Annotated in this window: 14 protein-coding genes; 4 read left to right on the top strand and 10 right to left on the bottom strand. The window is 63.9% G+C overall.

What is annotated here, in order from left to right; all coding sequences use genetic code 11:
• Positions 1–12 precede the first annotated feature (12 nt).
• The 3 genes from BGO80_RS14380 to BGO80_RS14370 all read left to right on the top strand — a co-directional run bounded on the left by BGO80_RS14380 (position 13) and on the right by BGO80_RS14370 (position 3,902).
• Positions 13–798: an SDR family NAD(P)-dependent oxidoreductase gene (locus BGO80_RS14380; RefSeq protein ID WP_286722016.1), complete on the top strand. Its 786-nt coding sequence runs from the start codon at positions 13–15 to the stop codon at positions 796–798.
• A 209-nt stretch (positions 799–1,007) separates the two neighbouring features.
• Positions 1,008–3,026, top strand: coding sequence for an ATP-binding protein (locus BGO80_RS14375; protein ID WP_286722014.1), 2,019 nt, complete (start codon positions 1,008–1,010; stop codon positions 3,024–3,026).
• A 210-nt stretch (positions 3,027–3,236) separates the two neighbouring features.
• A complete protein-coding gene (locus BGO80_RS14370; RefSeq protein ID WP_126149569.1) occupies positions 3,237–3,902 on the top strand; it encodes a YiaD family glycine zipper/OmpA-like lipoprotein in 666 nt (221 codons plus the stop codon).
• Positions 3,903–3,952: 50 nt separating this feature from the next.
• Here the strand turns inward: BGO80_RS14370 and BGO80_RS14365 are convergent, their stop codons facing one another.
• The 10 genes from BGO80_RS14365 to BGO80_RS14320 form a co-directional block, all read right to left on the bottom strand.
• On the bottom strand, positions 3,953–4,249 hold the full coding sequence (locus BGO80_RS14365; RefSeq protein WP_126149568.1) for a hypothetical protein: 297 nt from the start codon (positions 4,247–4,249) through the stop codon (positions 3,953–3,955).
• Positions 4,250–4,372: 123 nt separating this feature from the next.
• On the bottom strand, positions 4,373–5,920 hold the full coding sequence (locus tag BGO80_RS14360) for a tripartite tricarboxylate transporter permease (RefSeq protein WP_286722013.1): 1,548 nt from the start codon (positions 5,918–5,920) through the stop codon (positions 4,373–4,375).
• Positions 5,920–6,420, bottom strand: a complete 501-nt coding sequence (locus tag BGO80_RS14355) for a tripartite tricarboxylate transporter TctB family protein (protein WP_286722012.1) — start codon at positions 6,418–6,420, stop codon at positions 5,920–5,922. Before BGO80_RS14355 ends, BGO80_RS14360 begins: the two co-directional genes overlap by 1 nt.
• Complete coding sequence (locus tag BGO80_RS14350) at positions 6,417–7,361, bottom strand: Bug family tripartite tricarboxylate transporter substrate binding protein (RefSeq protein ID WP_286722011.1); 945 nt, start codon at positions 7,359–7,361, stop codon at positions 6,417–6,419. The genes BGO80_RS14355 and BGO80_RS14350 overlap by 4 nt, the downstream gene beginning before the upstream one ends.
• Positions 7,362–7,480: 119 nt before the next feature.
• Complete coding sequence (locus tag BGO80_RS14345; RefSeq protein WP_286722010.1) at positions 7,481–9,346, bottom strand: bifunctional diguanylate cyclase/phosphodiesterase; 1,866 nt, start codon at positions 9,344–9,346, stop codon at positions 7,481–7,483.
• 297 nt (positions 9,347–9,643) lie between these two features.
• Positions 9,644–9,814 (bottom strand): hypothetical protein, encoded by a 171-nt coding sequence (locus tag BGO80_RS14340; RefSeq protein WP_286722009.1) that lies wholly within the window; start codon positions 9,812–9,814, stop codon positions 9,644–9,646.
• Positions 9,815–10,053: 239 nt separating this feature from the next.
• Complete coding sequence (locus BGO80_RS14335) at positions 10,054–10,362, bottom strand: hypothetical protein (protein ID WP_126149563.1); 309 nt, start codon at positions 10,360–10,362, stop codon at positions 10,054–10,056.
• Between the two features lie 9 nt (positions 10,363–10,371).
• Positions 10,372–12,837: a sensor histidine kinase gene (locus BGO80_RS14330; protein ID WP_286722008.1), complete on the bottom strand. Its 2,466-nt coding sequence runs from the start codon at positions 12,835–12,837 to the stop codon at positions 10,372–10,374.
• On the bottom strand, positions 12,838–13,506 hold the full coding sequence (locus tag BGO80_RS14325) for a response regulator transcription factor (RefSeq protein ID WP_126149579.1): 669 nt from the start codon (positions 13,504–13,506) through the stop codon (positions 12,838–12,840).
• Between the two features lie 242 nt (positions 13,507–13,748).
• Positions 13,749–13,916, bottom strand: coding sequence for a hypothetical protein (locus BGO80_RS14320; RefSeq protein WP_164550264.1), 168 nt, complete (start codon positions 13,914–13,916; stop codon positions 13,749–13,751).
• Between the two features lie 217 nt (positions 13,917–14,133).
• Here BGO80_RS14320 and uxaC point away from each other — a divergent pair, with 217 nt between their 5' ends.
• Entirely contained in the window at positions 14,134–15,552 is a 1,419-nt protein-coding gene (gene uxaC, locus BGO80_RS14315) for a glucuronate isomerase (RefSeq protein WP_286722007.1), read from the top strand.
• Positions 15,553–15,880: the final 328 nt, after the last annotated feature.

Raw genomic sequence — 15,880 nt, 5'->3', positions numbered from 1 at the left:
GGACGCAAAATCATGGATGTCGCTGCTATGTCGCGCTTTGCCAATTATCCCAGTCTCGCGGGTCGTGCAGTGGTCATTTCGGGAGGCGCTTCAGGGATTGGCGCGGCACTGGTGCGCAATTTTGCAGCGCAGGGGGCGCGGGTCGGCTTTGTCGACATCGCGGTCGATGAGGGTGAGGCGCTGGCGGCCGAGCTGGTTGCGGCGGGCCAGAGCGTGCGCTTTGCGGACTGCGATATCACCGATATTGCGGCCTATCAGGCGGCGATCTCAGGCTTTGCCGATGCGCATGGCGAGGCGCGGGTGCTGATCAACAATGCCGCCCATGACCAGCGCCATGACTGGGCCGAGGTGACGCCGGACTATTTCGACCAGCGCATGGCGGTCAATCTCAAGCACGCCTTTTTTGCCATGCAGGCGGTGGCGCCGGGGATGGCGCGGGCGGGTGGCGGCTCGATCATCAATTTCGGTTCGATCAGCTGGATGATCATGACGCCCTCGCTGCCGCTCTATGAAACCGCCAAGGCCGCCATGCACGGCCTGACGCGCTCGATGGCCCGCGAACTCGGACGCTCCGGCATCCGCGTCAATTCGCTGGTGCCCGGCGCGGTGGTCACCCAACGCCAGCTCGACCTCTGGCTGAAGCCCGAGGACATGGCCGATATCGAAGCGCACCAGGCGCTGTCCGGCCACATCATGCCCGACGACTGCGCCCGCATGGCCCTCTTCCTCGCCGCCGACGACAGCGCCATGATTTCGGGACAACAGTTTTTGGTGGATGCGGGATGGGCGAATACGTGAGGGGGCGCGCGCGGGGTGGTGCGGCTGGTTGCGAGCCCATTGCGCTCGTTGAAGCCGACTCCGCATATGCCAGCAAGCGGGCATTCGCCGTTGCAAACCACTTCCGCAATCGCGCCCAATCCGGTCAATCGTGACCGAATTCGCGTCCCAATCGGTGGCGCTTTTACTTCACTTTGTAGTTCGATAGATTTGCAACATTGGGGGGCGCAATGGCAGATAAGCATTACCAAGTGGTGGTCGAGAAGGACCACATCAGCAAACTCGCCAGTGCGAAGCCAATCCCCGCTGTTGCGGAGTTGGTGTGGAATGGCCTGGATGCCGACGCCTCCCGCGTAGGCGTGACACTCGAACGCGGCGCGTTGGGGCTTGAGGCAGTGGTAGTCACCGACAACGGGCACGGGATCGCCTACGAGGAGGCCGAGGGGCTGTTCGGTAGGCTCGGTGGCTCATGGAAGGCGAACGGCAATCGCTCGCGAAAGCGCGGGCGCATCCTTCACGGGAAGGAAGGCAAGGGGCGCTTCAAGGCGCTGGCTCTTGGTCGTGTTGCCGACTGGACCAGCGTCTATCGGGCGGAAGATGGCCGCGTGCTTCGGTTCACCATCACCATTATCCGCGACAACCTGACGGACGTGCGGGTGACGGAACCCGAGGAGGTCGGAAAGGGCGTCTCTACTGGCGTGGAGGTGCGGATCACCGAACTAGATCGGTCCTTCCGCTCGCTGGAAGCGGACCAGGCCGTCCAGCCGTTCTCCGAACTCTTCGCCCTCTACCTGACCGACTATGAGGACGTAGCCGTCTTTGTGGACAACGCGAAGCTGGACCCGGAAAGCCTAATCCAGAACCGGGCGGAGTTCGCACTGACGGATGTGATGCATGAGGGAAAGACCTACGGCATCAAGCTGCACCTGATCGAGTGGAAGTCGTCAGCGGAGCGGTGGGTGTTTCTGTGTGGCGACGAGGGTTTCCCCTTCCAACGCCTGACACCGACTTTCCACACGCCGGGACATCAGTTTTCCGCCTATCTGCGGTCTCGTCTTCTCGACGAGCTTCAAAGCACCGGCCAGATCGACTTGGCTGACTTCACACCCGCCCTAAAGTCCGCCTATGACGAGGCTGCGGACCTCACCAAGGGCTACTTCAAGGACCTCGACGCGGAGCAATCTCGCTCCGAAATCGAGCGGTGGAAGGAGCAGAACGTCTATCCTTACCGGGAACCGGCCGAGACCGTAGTTGAAATCGCTGAGCGGCAGGTGTTCGACATTCTTGCCCTCAACCTGAACAAGCAGCTTCCGACGTTCTCGGATCAGGACAGCCGCACCAAGGCGTTTCAGTTGAGGATACTGCGCCACGCTGTCGAGCGAGGACCAGAGGAGCTTCAACACATTTTTACGGAGGTCTTGCAGCTGCCCGTGAAAAAGCAGCAGGAGTTGTCGCAACTGCTTCGCGATGCGGATCTTGGCAACATTATCACCGCCTCGCGGTTGGTTGCTGATCGGATGAAGTTCCTCACGGGTCTTGAAGCGCTGATCTTCGACCCAGAAACCAAACCGCACGTGAAAGAGCGCAGCCAGCTTCACCGCATATTGGCCGAGGGGAACACTTGGGTGTTCGGGGAGGAGTTCAACCTCACCGTTGACGATCAGTCGCTAACTGAAGTTCTCCGTAAGCACCAGCAATTGATCGGGGAAGAGGTGGTGATCGATGCCCCGGTGAAGCGCATCGACGGCAAGGTCGGGATTGTTGACCTGATGCTCTCGCGTTCAGTACCCACTAATCGGTCCGATGAACGGGAGCATCTGGTAGTCGAACTCAAGCGACCTTCGAAGAAGGTCGGCGGGCAGGAGATTATGCAGGCCAAGAACTACGCCTACACGGTGGCAAAGGACGAAAGGTTCCGACACATCAAGACCCGGTGGACGTTCTGGGTTGTCTCCAACGACCTCGACGAGTTCGCGCAAACGGAGGCACGACAGAAGGACAAGCCGCGTGGGCAGGTGGCGCAGACAGACGACGGCCTCGTTGAAGTGTGGGTCAAGTCGTGGGCCGAACTGTTCGCGGAGAGCAAGGGACGGATGAGGTTCGTACAAGACCGATTGCAGGCCAGCGTGGACCGTGAGGACGCGCTCGCCTACCTTCGTAAAACATACGCCAAGTACCTGAACCCCGATATTGAGGAAATCGAGGGTGAGGGCGATCGAGCTCCCGAAGTTGAGGAAGCTCCAGCGTAGATTGAGCCAGCCGCCTGCGATACGGGACGGACTTTGGTTGGCAGCTTTAACTCCCAATGCCCGCTTTGCCCCTAAGGAATCCCAAAAGCCGTCTGTCGCCTTCCCCTCCCCGTTCATCCTCCATTCATCACCTTCCGCTTACCACGCTCCTGCCTTAATGAAGGGGCAGGTAGACGCCACTCCATTCGCGAATCCTTCAGGGGGATACATATGAAGTCGAAGGTTATCGTCGCCCTTGCGGCGACCCTGGCGCTGAGCGCCTGTACCACCACCAATCCTTATACCGGCCAGAGCCAGCTTTCCAACACGGCCGGCGGCGGCCTGCTTGGCGCGGGCGGCGGTGCCGTAGCCGGCGCCATTGTCGGCGCCGCCGTGGGTGGTGATCCGCGCGTCGGCGCACTGATCGGCGCCGGTGTCGGCGGCCTGACGGGCGCTGCGATCGGCAATTACATGGACCAGCAGGAAGCCGAACTGCGCGCGCAGCTGCAGGGCACCGGCGTGTCGGTGACCCGCGTGGGCGACCAGATCATCCTCAACATGCCATCCAACATCACTTTCGCCACCGACCAGTCGACGGTGCAGCCGCAGTTCAACCAGACCCTGGTCTCGGTTGGCCTCGTGCTCAAGAAGTACAACAAGACCATTGTCGACGTGTATGGCCACACCGATTCCACCGGCGGCAACGAGCACAATCTGGCGCTCAGCCAGCGTCGCGCCGTGTCGGTTGCCACGATCCTCGCCAATCAGGGCATCGATCAGCGCCGCTTCTATATCGAAGGCAAGGGCTCTTCGAGCCCGATCGCTTCGAACGGCACCGAAGCCGGTCGCGCCCAGAACCGTCGCGTCGAAATCCAGCTGTCGCCGATCCGCGGCTGATCTGGTTGCTTTTCTCCGAAATCAACGCGGTCTCTCGGGGCCGCGTTTTTTTATTGCCCGGATGCGGGCGCCATCTGCTCGGTCACCGGCTGCGATGTGGGCGTGCCCGGCTGCACATCGGTTCCCGGCGCGCCGGAGAACAGCTGCAGGACCAAGAGGAAAGCGATGACGATCCCCAATGCGATGAGCCCATAAAGCCACCAATTGGTCGGGCCGGTGCCGCCAACGCTGGCTTCGTGCTCGCCGGCAACACGAATGCCGGAATCATCGGGAACATCGATCCGGGAGCCATTTTCGTCGACGAGAAAATCGACCTTGGCCGCTTCGGTTTCGCGCTGCGCCACCATTTTGCATCCTCCGTTTTGTGGGTGTTCAGAGGATCAATGCGGTGCATGGCGCTCGGTTCCTCCCGGAGGGGAAGCGGCGCAGGGTGTTGGCGGCGGCATACGCTGCGCATGCCGCCAGCCTGATCAGTCTTCGTCCGTCGCCAATTGGCCGAGCACCTGGCCCTTGCCACGCATCCGCATGATGAAGGGCAGGCCGACGGCGATGATGGCGACGATGTAGAGGGTGATCGAGATGGGCGAGGAAACCAAAATGCCCAGCTCGCCCTGGCTGATAGCCAGCGCCCGGCGCAATTGCTGCTCGGCCATGGGGCCGAGGATCAGCCCGACCACCACCGGAGCAATCGGGTAGCCGAAGCGGCGGAGCAGATAGCCGAGGATGCCGAAGGCGAGCAGCAGTACCAGCTCGAAGGAAATGCGCACCGGTCCGATGCCCATGGACATGGCGCCATTGGCCCCCAGCGTGCCGAGCGTGGCAAAGACCAGGATGCCGGCGTAGAGCCAGGGTTTCGGGATGGTCAGCAGCTTTACCCAGAGGCCGATCAGCGGCAGGTTGAGCACCAGCAGCATGAAATTGGCCACCAGCAGGCTGGCGATCAGCGCCCAGACCAGGCTGGCATTGTTGGCAAACAACAGCGGCCCGGGCTGCAGGCCGAATTGCTGGAAACCGGCCAGCATGATGGCGGCGGTGGCGGTGGTCGGCAGGCCCAGGGTGAGGAGCGGCACCAGCGTGCCAGCGGCCGAGGCATTGTTGGCCGCTTCGGGCCCGGCAACGCCCTCGATGGCGCCATGGCCGAACTCTTCGGGATTCTTCGCGAAGCTCTTTTCGGCGCTGTAGGAGAGGAAGCTGGCCACATCGGCACCGCCGGCCGGCATGGCGCCGATGGGGAAGCCGATAAAGGTGCCGCGCAGCCAGGAGGCCCAGCTCCGCTTCCAGTCCTCGACCGTCATCCAGACCGAGCCCTTGACGGCCATGACCTGGGCTGCGACCTGTTCGCGATCCGAGGCGGTCTTGAGGGTTTCGCCGATGGCGAAGAGCGCGACGGCAAGCGTCGTGACCTCGATGCCGTCGAGCAGATCCATGACGCCGAAGGCGAGGCGGGTCTGCCCGGTCTGCAGGTCGATGCCGATGAGGCCGAGGCCCAGGCCGATGAACAAGGCGGTGAGCCCGCGCAGGGCACTGTCGCCGAAGGCCGCCGAGACGGTGACGAAGGCCAGGACCATCAGCGCGAAATAGTCGGCAGGGCCGAAGGACAGCGCGAACTTGACCACGAAGGGCGCAATGAAGGCGAGGCCCAGCGTGGCGAGGAGGCCGGCGACGAAGGAGCCGATGGCGGCGGTGGCCAGAGCCGGGCCGCCCCTGCCCTTGCGGGCCATCTTGTTGCCTTCGAGCGCGGTGACGATCGAGGCGCTTTCCCCGGGGGTATTGAGCAGGATGGAGGTGGTCGAGCCGCCATACATGCCGCCGTAATAGATGCCCGCGAACATGATCAGCGAGCCGGCGGGGTCGAGCTTGTAGGTGACGGGCAGCAGCAGCGCGACCGTGAGCGCCGGGCCAATGCCGGGCAGGACGCCTACGGCGGTGCCCAGGGTGACGCCGATCAGCGCGTAGATGAGGTTCTGCCACTGCAGGGCCGCGACGAGCCCCTGGGCCAAAAGTTCAAAGGTGTTCATCAGACGAAACTCCCGGTGGTCAGGAGACGCTCGAGCACGCCCATGGGCAGCGACAATTGCAGGCCCTTGGCGAAGATGAACCAGACCACGAAGGCGAAGACGGCGCCGATCGGAATGGTCTGCCAGAGCGGGCCGCGGCCGAAAGCCTTGGCGGTGCAGGCGAAGAGCACGCCGGTGGCAATGGAAAAGCCGGCGGTGGAGAGCAGCAGGATTTGCCCGACAAGGCCGCCCACGACCCAGAAAATCGGACCGTAATCATCCTTGGAACGCTCGGGGAAACCGTTGCGGAAGGCTGAAAACACCGTGCCCACGGCGAGGAGCAGCAGCCCCGAAGCCACGATATAGGGAAAGACGGTGGGGCCAACGCGCTGTTGCACCGGTGGCACGCGCATGAGGCTGGTCTGCCAGAAGATGACGATGGCGATGCCGGCCAGGATGGCCGCAATCACCAGCGCCGCCCCATCGGGGCGGCGCTGCGGGCTGGAGGAGCCTGTTGTCATTGGACCAGGCCAATGTCTTTCAGGATGGTCTCGGTAGCAGCGATATCGGCTGCCAGCTGGGTGTCGAAGGCGTCGCCGGCGAGATAGGTATCGACCCAGCCCTTGGCTTCGAGCGCCGACTTCCAGGAGGCCGAGCTGACCATCTTTTCGATGTCGGCGGAGATGGCGGCCTTCTGCTCGGCGGTGATGCCGGGGGCAGCGGCGACCATGCGCCAGTTCTGGACAGCCAGATCGACGCCGGCCTCCTTGAGGGTCGGACCATCGATGCCCGGCACGCGCTCATCGGACGAGACGGCGAGCAGGCGCAGTTCACCGGCTTCGATCTGGCTGGCGAACTCGGAAATGCCGGAAATGCCCACGGTCACCTGGCCGCCGAGAATGGCGGCAAGCGCTTCACCACCGCCGGAATAGGCGATGTAGTTGACCTGGGTGGGATCGACGCCGATGGTCTTGGCGATGAGGCCGGCCGTGATGTGGTCGACGCCACCGGCGGAACCACCGGCCCAGGCGACGGCACCGGTATTTTCCTTGAGCTTGGCGATGAGGCCGGCAAGATCCTGGATGTCCGAAGCGGATGGCACCACGATGGCGACGGCCTCGCCGGTGAGGCGGGCAATCGGGGTGACGTCGGCCAGGGTCACCGGCGACATATTGGTGAGGATGGCGCCGACCATCACATAACCGCCGACGATCAGGGCGTTGGGATTGCCATTTTCCTGCGTGGCGAATTGGGCGAGGCCAATGGTGCCACCGGCGCCGGGCACGTTGGTGACCTGCACATTGCCGGAAATGCCTTCGGCAGTCAGGGCTTCCTGCATGGTGCGGGCGGTCTGGTCCCAGCCGCCGCCGGGGCCGGCCGGCGCCAGAATGGTGTAATCGGCCGCAAAAGCGGAGACAGACATGGCACCGGAAACCAGCGCCGCGAGAAGCAGCTTGTTCATAGATCCTCCCAGAAACAAGGCGAACGTCGTTGCGTCCGTAAAGGGAAGATTAATGGGCTAGCCTGTCACCGTCCTGTCACCAAGCACCGGTCCGTGCCGGGCTGCGGCGTAACAAGCCGCTAGCGCGCCAGTGCAAAACGCGGGCCGGCGGCGCTGGTGGTTTTACCGCCGCCGATGGATTGGGCGAAATTGCGCAAGAGCTTGGTGGCATCGGCCACTGCAACCGGGCGTGAAAACAGATAGCCCTGACCCAGTTTGCAGCCTTCCTGGCGCAGGAACTCGGCCTGCGCCATGCTCTCGATGCCCTCGGCAACCACGCGCATGTCGAGCTTGCGGGCGATATCGAGAATGGCGCTGACCACGACTTCGGCGGGGCGGTCCTTGCCCAGGCGGCCGACGAAGGATTTGTCGATCTTGATGATATCGACGGGGAAGCTGAGCAGATGGGTGAGCGAGGCGAAACCGGTCCCGAAATCGTCCAGCGCCACCAGAATGCCCTTGTCACGCAGTGATTCCACCGCATGCGGCACGGCGCGATCATTGCCGCCCATGAATACCGATTCGTTGACCTCGAGGATGACGTGGTGCAGCGGCACGCCGGCTTTGGCGAAAATGCGCGAGACGCGCTCGGAGAGGTTGCCGCGCTGGAAATCGCCGGTGGTGACGTTGACGCCCACATGCTGCACCGGGATGTCGGCGTCGAGCCAGCCCCGGATATCACGGGCCACCTGTTCGAGCATCGTGCCGGTCAGCTCATAGGCGATGCGTGGGTCTTCCATGGCGGTATGGAATTCGCCGGCACTGGCCAGCCGGCCATCGGGCATGGCCAGCCGCGCCAGGGCTTCGATACCGACGATCTCGGACGTCTCCAACCGCACGATCGGCTGGTAATGGGGAATGATCCGGCCATCACTGAGGGCGGAATCCACCTGCCGGATCAGCCCGATGCGCTGCACCATATCGGTGCGCAGATCGGGGCGGAAACCCATATAGCTGCCGCGATGGGTCTGTTTGGCGTGATAAAGCGCGAAGTCGGCGTTCTGGCACAGCGTGTCGGCGTCATGACCATCGGCGCCGAACAGCGCGCCGCCCATGGTGACGTGGGCCTCCACGCTCTGGTCGCCGATGCTGACCATGCCATGTGTCGCCTGCAGCAGGCCATGAGCCACCCGCTCGAGGCAACTGTGATCGGTGCAGTCGGTGACAATGACGGCCATTTCGTCGCCGCCCAGCCGGCACGGCATGACCCCGTTGCCATAGGTCGAGAGGCGCGTGGCGACGGCGCGGATCAGCGCATCGCCGGCAGCGTGGCCGATGCTGTCATTGACCAGCTTGAGGTGGTCGATATCGAGGAGGATAAGGCCAAAGGGCGCGCCCAGGGCGACGCGGTCGGCCAGCACTTCGTTGAAGCGGCCGCGATTGGGCAGGCCTGTCAGCGCATCGTAATAGGCCAGGCGATGATTGCGGGCCCGCACCCGCTCATGCTCGATGGCCAATGCGCATAGATGCACACAGGTCTCCACCATGCTGGCCTCGAAGGCGGTGGGGCCGCGCGCGCAGCGGTAGTAGAAGGCAAAGGTGGCGACCACCACCCCGTTCTTGTCACAGATCGGCGAGGACCAGCAGGCACGCAGGCCCAAGTCGAGCGGCAGGGATTTGTAGCTGTGCCAGAGCGGGTCGGTTTCGATATCGGTGACCAGCACCGGCTCCTTGCGATAGGCCGCCGTGCCGCAGGAGCCCGCCGCGGGCCCGGCCAGGATGCCGTCGATGGCCCTGCAGTAATAGTCGGGCAGGCTCGGCGCCGATAATGGCCGCAACGCGCCATTTTCATCGACCTGCAGGATGGAGCAGACAATGCCCTCCGAACTCGCCTCGACGCCGCGACAGATCTCGTCGCCGATGCTCGCAAGTGTTTCGCCGCGCGCCACCGCTTCCAGCACCGCGGTCTGAAGTCGCAACAGGAATTCGGTCTCGCCTTTGGCCATAGCGGTCCCCATGAACGCCGAAAAACCGTCGCAGAGCGCGGTAAACAGAGGGTTGGTTTCTTCGTTCGGCTGGGCGTTGGCCCGGCAAGACTGACGATCGCCGGGCACAAAACGATTTTGAGCTAAACAGAGTGTTTATGCGCACCCAAGACTAATCACTAATATGTCCTGGACGCGTTGCTGGCGCCGGGCAAGAAAAAAGCCCGGAGGCGCGGGAGGGAAACGCGCGTCCGGGCTTCATTGTATCGGCCTATGGTACCACAAGGCGGCTGAGGGAGGAGCGCCGCCAAGCGCTCGTCAATGGCCGATGGAGCGGAAAGCGGTGGGGTCGATGCCCAGATTGGTGAGGTGCTTGGCCTTGGGCGCCCGGCCGGCTTCGACAGCCGCCGACACAGCAGCAGCGCTGCCGAATACGGTGACGAAAGTGTCGAGCGTCGCAAAGAACTTGTTCTTGCGGGGGGCGGTCATGGTCAGGTCCTCTTTCCGGGCCCGGATGATCCCGGGCCGCTTCCATGCCCCCTAGATGGTCCCATATGCCGCCTGGCGGTAGAGGCGGATTGCTCAGCGCAGCTATGCACCAGGGGAAGAGCTTCGCGCATGGCGATGGCCCCTTGTCGGGCAGAGATGCCTTAAAAGTCGCATTGGGCTGGCGGAAGCATCATCGGCGTGGGGCACCAGATATGCACAAATGGCTGAGGTGGAGGCCTCTAGCCGTCACGATAGAGGCGGGCCGAGCGCACGCGATCGCCCTTGGTGTTGGCAAATTCCAAGACCACCGCGAAGCCCAGCGTCTTGCCGCCTTCCGTCACCACGCCATTACCGGCGCCGACACGTCCGTGACTGATGGCGTGGCTGATGCGCAGCGCACTGGCTGTGCTCCAGGGCGACGACGGCAAGTCGGCATCATCGCTGAGCATTTCGGGCGGGACCTTGCCGCCGATAAGGGCGATGATGAACGCCTCGACGAAGGCGTTTTTCGGCGAGTTGCCGCATTCTCCGCTGCGGATAATCTCCACGATCTGCTCCTAAGGCTTGGGCGAGACGATTTCCTGCCAGGTGTCGAGGAAGCGCTGCCGGCGCAGGGTGTCGAGCGCCACCAGCAGGCCCGGTCCCAAGGGGATGGGCTGGATAACGCCGCGCCCGCGCGCCGCGATGGCTTCGCTGGTCCATTCCCCGCTTCCCTCCGGCACCACCGATCCCAGCGCCGTCGGACCGGCGGCAATAGCCTGGCCGGCAGGGGAAAGCGCGAAATCGACGAAGGCGCGGCTCAGATCGGGCTGGGTGGCGCTGCGCGGGATCAGCATGGCGCGGGTCAGCACCAACACATAGTCGTCGGGTACGACGATTTCGATGCGCGCACCCTCGGCCTGCCGGGCGAAGGCATAGGAGCCGAGCACGTTGTAGCCCAGCGCCAGCGAGCCATCGGCAACCCCGTTGAGAATGGCCGGGCTCGATCCCGAGAATTGCGCATTGACGCGCCCGAAGGCATTGGCGAGGCGCCAGAAGGTCGAGGAAATCGTCTGGTCCTGCGCCGCCAGCAGATAGCCGACGCCCGAAAGGGCGATGTCATAGGTGGCGATCTGCCCGCGAAAACGCTCGGTCTGGCTCTCCAGCAATTCGGCCAGCGTCAGGTGGGTGCGCGGCACTTCGGCAGCGGAAATGCGGTCGGGATTATAGATGATCACTGCCGGCTCGAAGGTGAAGCCGAACACTTCGTTGCGCCAATGCGCCCAATCCGGCAGGGCGCTGAGATAGGGACTGTCATAGGCCAGCGCATAGCCGTCATTGGCCAGTTTCAGCTGCAGATCGGAGGCGGAGCTGATCAGCAGGTCCGGCGTCATGCCCAGGCTGTCCGCGAGGAAGCCCTCGAATAGCGGCAGCGAGTCGGTTTCCTCGTAGAGGACGCCGACATCGGGCCGCTGCGCCTGAAACCCCTCGATGAAGTGGGCAAAGAGCGGGGTATCGGTGGTACCCAGAATGGTGAGTATGCGAGCGGTCGAGCCGTCGGGGGCGGGATAGTGGGTGGTGGCGGCCTCCGTCGGCGTGGGCTGCAGAGCGAGCATTGTCGCCGCCGCCAGCACGACCAACGCGCCGAGGCCCAGCCCGGCGCGTCTTGGCAAGGGAAACTCCATCTCCACCGCGAGCCCACCACCGGGGCGATCCCGGAGCGTCAACTTGCCCCTATGCGCCGCGACCACCCGCGCCACGATGGAGAGGCCCAGCCCCGATCCCACCTTGCCGCCGCCGGCCTTGCCGCGATGGAAGCGCTCTAGCACCTTGGCCTTCTCGCCCTCCTCGATGCCCGGTCCACGGTCGCTGACCGCAACAATGAGCGCGCCGCCTTCGAGCCGACCTGAAATGTCCACCCCGCCCTCCGAATAGACCAGCGCATTGTCCACCACATTGCGCATCATTTCCCGCAGCGCCACGCGGTCGCCGCGCAACACCGCCTCTGCGGCCTCTGGCGTCAGGGCCACAGCAAGCCGCCCCGCCTGATCGGGGTCGAGCCTTTGCCGCACCTCCTCGATCACCGCCGCGAGGTTGATGCTCTCGGTCTCCTGGTTCTCCATGCGGTGGGAAATCGTGGCTTCCATCAAGAGCTGGCTGACCAGTTGGCTGGCCTGCACCGCGCCGGTATGGATACGCCCGACGCGGCGGCGCAGGGCCTCCGGATCGGCCTCGTCCATGGCCACTTCCGCCTGCGCCCGCAGCGAAGCCAGCGGGGTCCGGACTTCGTGCGCCGCCTCGGCCACCAGCCCGCTGACCCGCTCCATGGCCTTTTGCAGCCGCGCCATGAAACCATTGAGCGCCGCCACCAGATGATCGACCTCGGCGGGCACCGGCACGGTGATGGGCGAGAGGTCATCGGGCGCGCGGGCGCGCAATTCGTGTTCCAGTTCGGTCAGCGGCGCGAACATGCGCGAAATGCCGGTCCAGACGAGCCCCACCGCCAGAAGCGTCAGCGCAATCACCGGCAGCACTGCATTGGAGAGAATTTCGGCGCTCAGCGCCTCGCGCTGCTTCTGGGTTTCGGCCACGTGGATGGTGACCCAGCCGGTATCGCTCGCCGTCGAGATCAGCCGGCCGACACTGGCCACCCGCACCACCTCGCCCCGATAGTCCACATCGGTAAAGCGCGGCTCGGCCGACACCGTCTCGGGCATCTGCATGGCCAGGTCCTCATAGCCTGTCACCGTGCGCGCATCGGGGTCCTCGACGGCGTAGAACACCCGGTCCTGCCCCGAAAACATGGCAAAGGCGGCGAAGGGGATTTCGACCACCACCGCCTCATTTTCCACCTGCACCGCACCGGCAATGGTCAGCGCCGAGGCGGCCAGTAAGCGGTCGAAGGCACGATCAGAGGCGCGCTCGGCATAGTCACGGATGAAGACGATGAGCACCACCGCCGCCAGCAGCAACAGCGCCACGGCCAGCGCGAAGATGCGGCGGCGGATGGAAAAGGTCTTGCGCGAAGCCGTGCCGGCAGCCAACTAGGCGCCCACCCGCATCACATAGCCGACGCCGCGCACCGTGCCGATTTCGACATTGGCGGCCTCGAGCTTCTTGCGCAGCCGCGAAATATGCAATTCGAGCGCATTGACCGAGACGGCCTCGTCGAAATTGAACAGCTGGTTCATCAGCCGCTCTTTGGCCACCACCTTGCCGGCATTGGTGGCCAGAATTTCAAGGAGGCGAAATTCGCGCCGTCCCAGCTCCAGCGCCTTGCCATTGACCGACGCATTGAGCCCAGCCAGGTCGAGTTCGAGATTGCCGGCGCTCAGCGTGCTCGACGCCTGCCCGCCGGTCCGCCGCAACAAGGCCCGCAAGCGCGCCTCGAGCTCGCGCAGGTCGAAGGGTTTGACGAGGTAGTCGTCGGCACCCAAATCGAGCAGGCTCACCTTGTCGTCGATCTCCGAACGGGCGGTGATGACCAGGATCGGCGCATTGAACTTGCGCTTGCGCAATTCGGCGATCAGCCCGATGCCGTCGCGATTGGGCAGCATCAGATCGAGCGCCACCGCGTCGAACAGGTCGGCTTCGGCGGTGGGCACCACATCGGCGCCGTCGCGCACCCATTCCACCGAATGGCCGGCATTGCGCAGGCGCTTTTCGATCGCCTCGCCCAGATCCTCATTGTCCTCGACCAGCAGAATGCGCATGCGCAATCGGTCCTCCCCGGCCGGGATAGTAGTCACACGATGCCGGGCTGGAAACCGCTTTTGCGGCAATGATTAGCCCGTTTCACCTTTTGACTGATGCGGCTCCATCGTTCCCTCCCCCTTGAGGGGAGGGCCGGGGTGGGGGTCTTTGGGTGACCCACTGATGGACCCCCTCCCTCATTCCCTCCCCTCAAGGGGGAGGGAGGCGAAAGTGCCTAGAGTCCGCCTCAGGTTGAAATGATCTAGATGACGTTGGTCAGGAGCACCGCTGCCACCGCCACCACGCCGCAGGTGGCAAGCCCGGCGGCAACCAGCATGGCCTGCGCCCGCCGCACATGCCCGGCATGTCGGGCCCGGCGCCGCATGGCGTCGATGTCGGTTCCGATGTCGCGAAAGTCGATATTGGCCATGTCGCCCTCCACAGCAACGGTTCACCCCGGAACCGTCGCATTGAATGGGCAGCCGCCTTGCTCAGCCGTTTCTCACCCTCTGCGCCAGAGGCTAACCCCCCTTGACGCGTGGACGAACTCACGCCTGCAAACGGCGTTAATTTGTTTTAAATGCCGCGCATCGGCATCTTGTATGGTAGATGTTGAAACCGGCCCGGGATCGTGGCACAACCGGCCCATGACCCAGCCAGCCCATCTCCATCCCGACCGCCTGTTCCCCGCCTCCGAGCCGGCCCGCTCCATTGCGCGCGACCTTTATCCGGCGGTCAAGGACCTGCCCATCGTCAGTCCGCATGGCCATACCGATCCGGCCTGGTTTGCCGACAATGGCCGCTTTGCCAGCCCCACGGCACTGTTCCTGACGCCGGACCATTATGTGCTGCGCATGCTGAAAAGCCGCGGCATTTCCTATGATACGCTGGGGATTGCGCGCAAGGACGGCGGGCCGGTGGAGACAGATGGGCGCAAGGCCTGGCGGCTCTTTGCCGACAATTATCACCTCTTTGCCGGCACGCCGTCGAAAACCTGGGTCGATCATTCCCTCCAGGCCGTCTTCGGCATTGCCGAGGAATTGTCGGGCAAGACCGCCGACACCATCTATGACGCCATCGACTCGCGCCTGGGCACGCCGGAGCTGTTGCCGCGCGCCATTCTCGATCGCTTCAATGTCGAGGTGATCGCCACCACCGAATTCGCGCTCGATCCGCTCACCCATCACCAGAAAATGGAGGGTGACAACTATATCGGCCGGGTGCGCACCACCTATCGCCCCGACGATGTCACCGATCCCAGCCGCCCGGCCATTGTCGACAATCTGAAAAAATTCGGCGAGCTGACCGGCGAAGACATTTCCAAATGGGACGGCCTCATCAATGCCCACCGCAAGCGGCGCGAGACCTTCCGCCGTTTTGGCGCAGTGGCGACTGATCATGGCGTGCCGACGGCCAATACCGCCGACCTGCCTCTGGTTGAGAAGCAGGCGCTGCTCGACAAGGTGCTGGCCGGTCGGCATGACGCCCAGGACGCCGAATTGTTCCGCGCGCAGATGCTGACGGAGATGGCGCTGCTTTCGGTCGAGGATGGCATGGTCATGCAGATCCATGCCGGCTCGCGCCGCAACACCGATCCGCTGCTGTTCGCCGAACGCGGGCCGGATCTGGGCGCAGATATTCCGGGCCCGACAGACTATGTCGGCGGGCTGCGGGCCCTGCTCGGCCGCTGTGGCAACGAGCCCAATCTGCGCATCCTGATGTTCGTGCTCGACGAGACGACCTATGCGCGGGAACTGGCGCCAATGGCGGGCTATTGGCCTTCGCTGATGATCGGGCCGCCCTGGTGGTTCCACGACAGCCCCCAGGGCATTCGCCGCTATCTCGACCAGGTGGTCGAAACCGCCGGCTTCTACAATCTCGCCGGCTTCAACGACGATACAAGGGCGCTGCTCTCCATCCCCGCCCGCCACGATGTGTGGCGCCGCGAAGTCTGCCATTTCCTCGGCACCTGGGTCGCCGAAAATCGCCTCACCCGCGCCACGGCCGAAGATCTGGCCAAACATCTGAGCTACCAGTCGGCCAAGGACGCCTACAAGATCGGGTAGGGTTTCGGACTCCGGCTATTGGACTGGAGCCCCTGCGGGCGCTCTGCCTTGCGGATAGGGCTCTCGCAGATGGCCCATTCCCAACGGGCTCTCATCCGCCCACCCCAGCCCTCCCCGCAAGGGAGAGGACGACGGCCGGTGCTTTTGGCTGACTTTTGCCCAGGACGCGATGCGGCTCCTCCCCCTTCTTCAGGGGGAGGTTGGGAGGGGGTGTGCAGCAGGCTCAAACCCATAGGCGGTGACCCTGCCTTCCTAATCAGCACGCCCGCCGCATTTCCATCATCTTTTGCCGCCACCGGTCGAATCCGCCCTCGGCTTCTGCTTTAAT

The organism is Devosia sp. 63-57, from assembly GCF_001899045.1.
Lineage (GTDB): Bacteria > Pseudomonadota > Alphaproteobacteria > Rhizobiales > Devosiaceae > Devosia > Devosia equisanguinis.
This window is presented reverse-complemented; position numbering and strand designations above follow the sequence as displayed.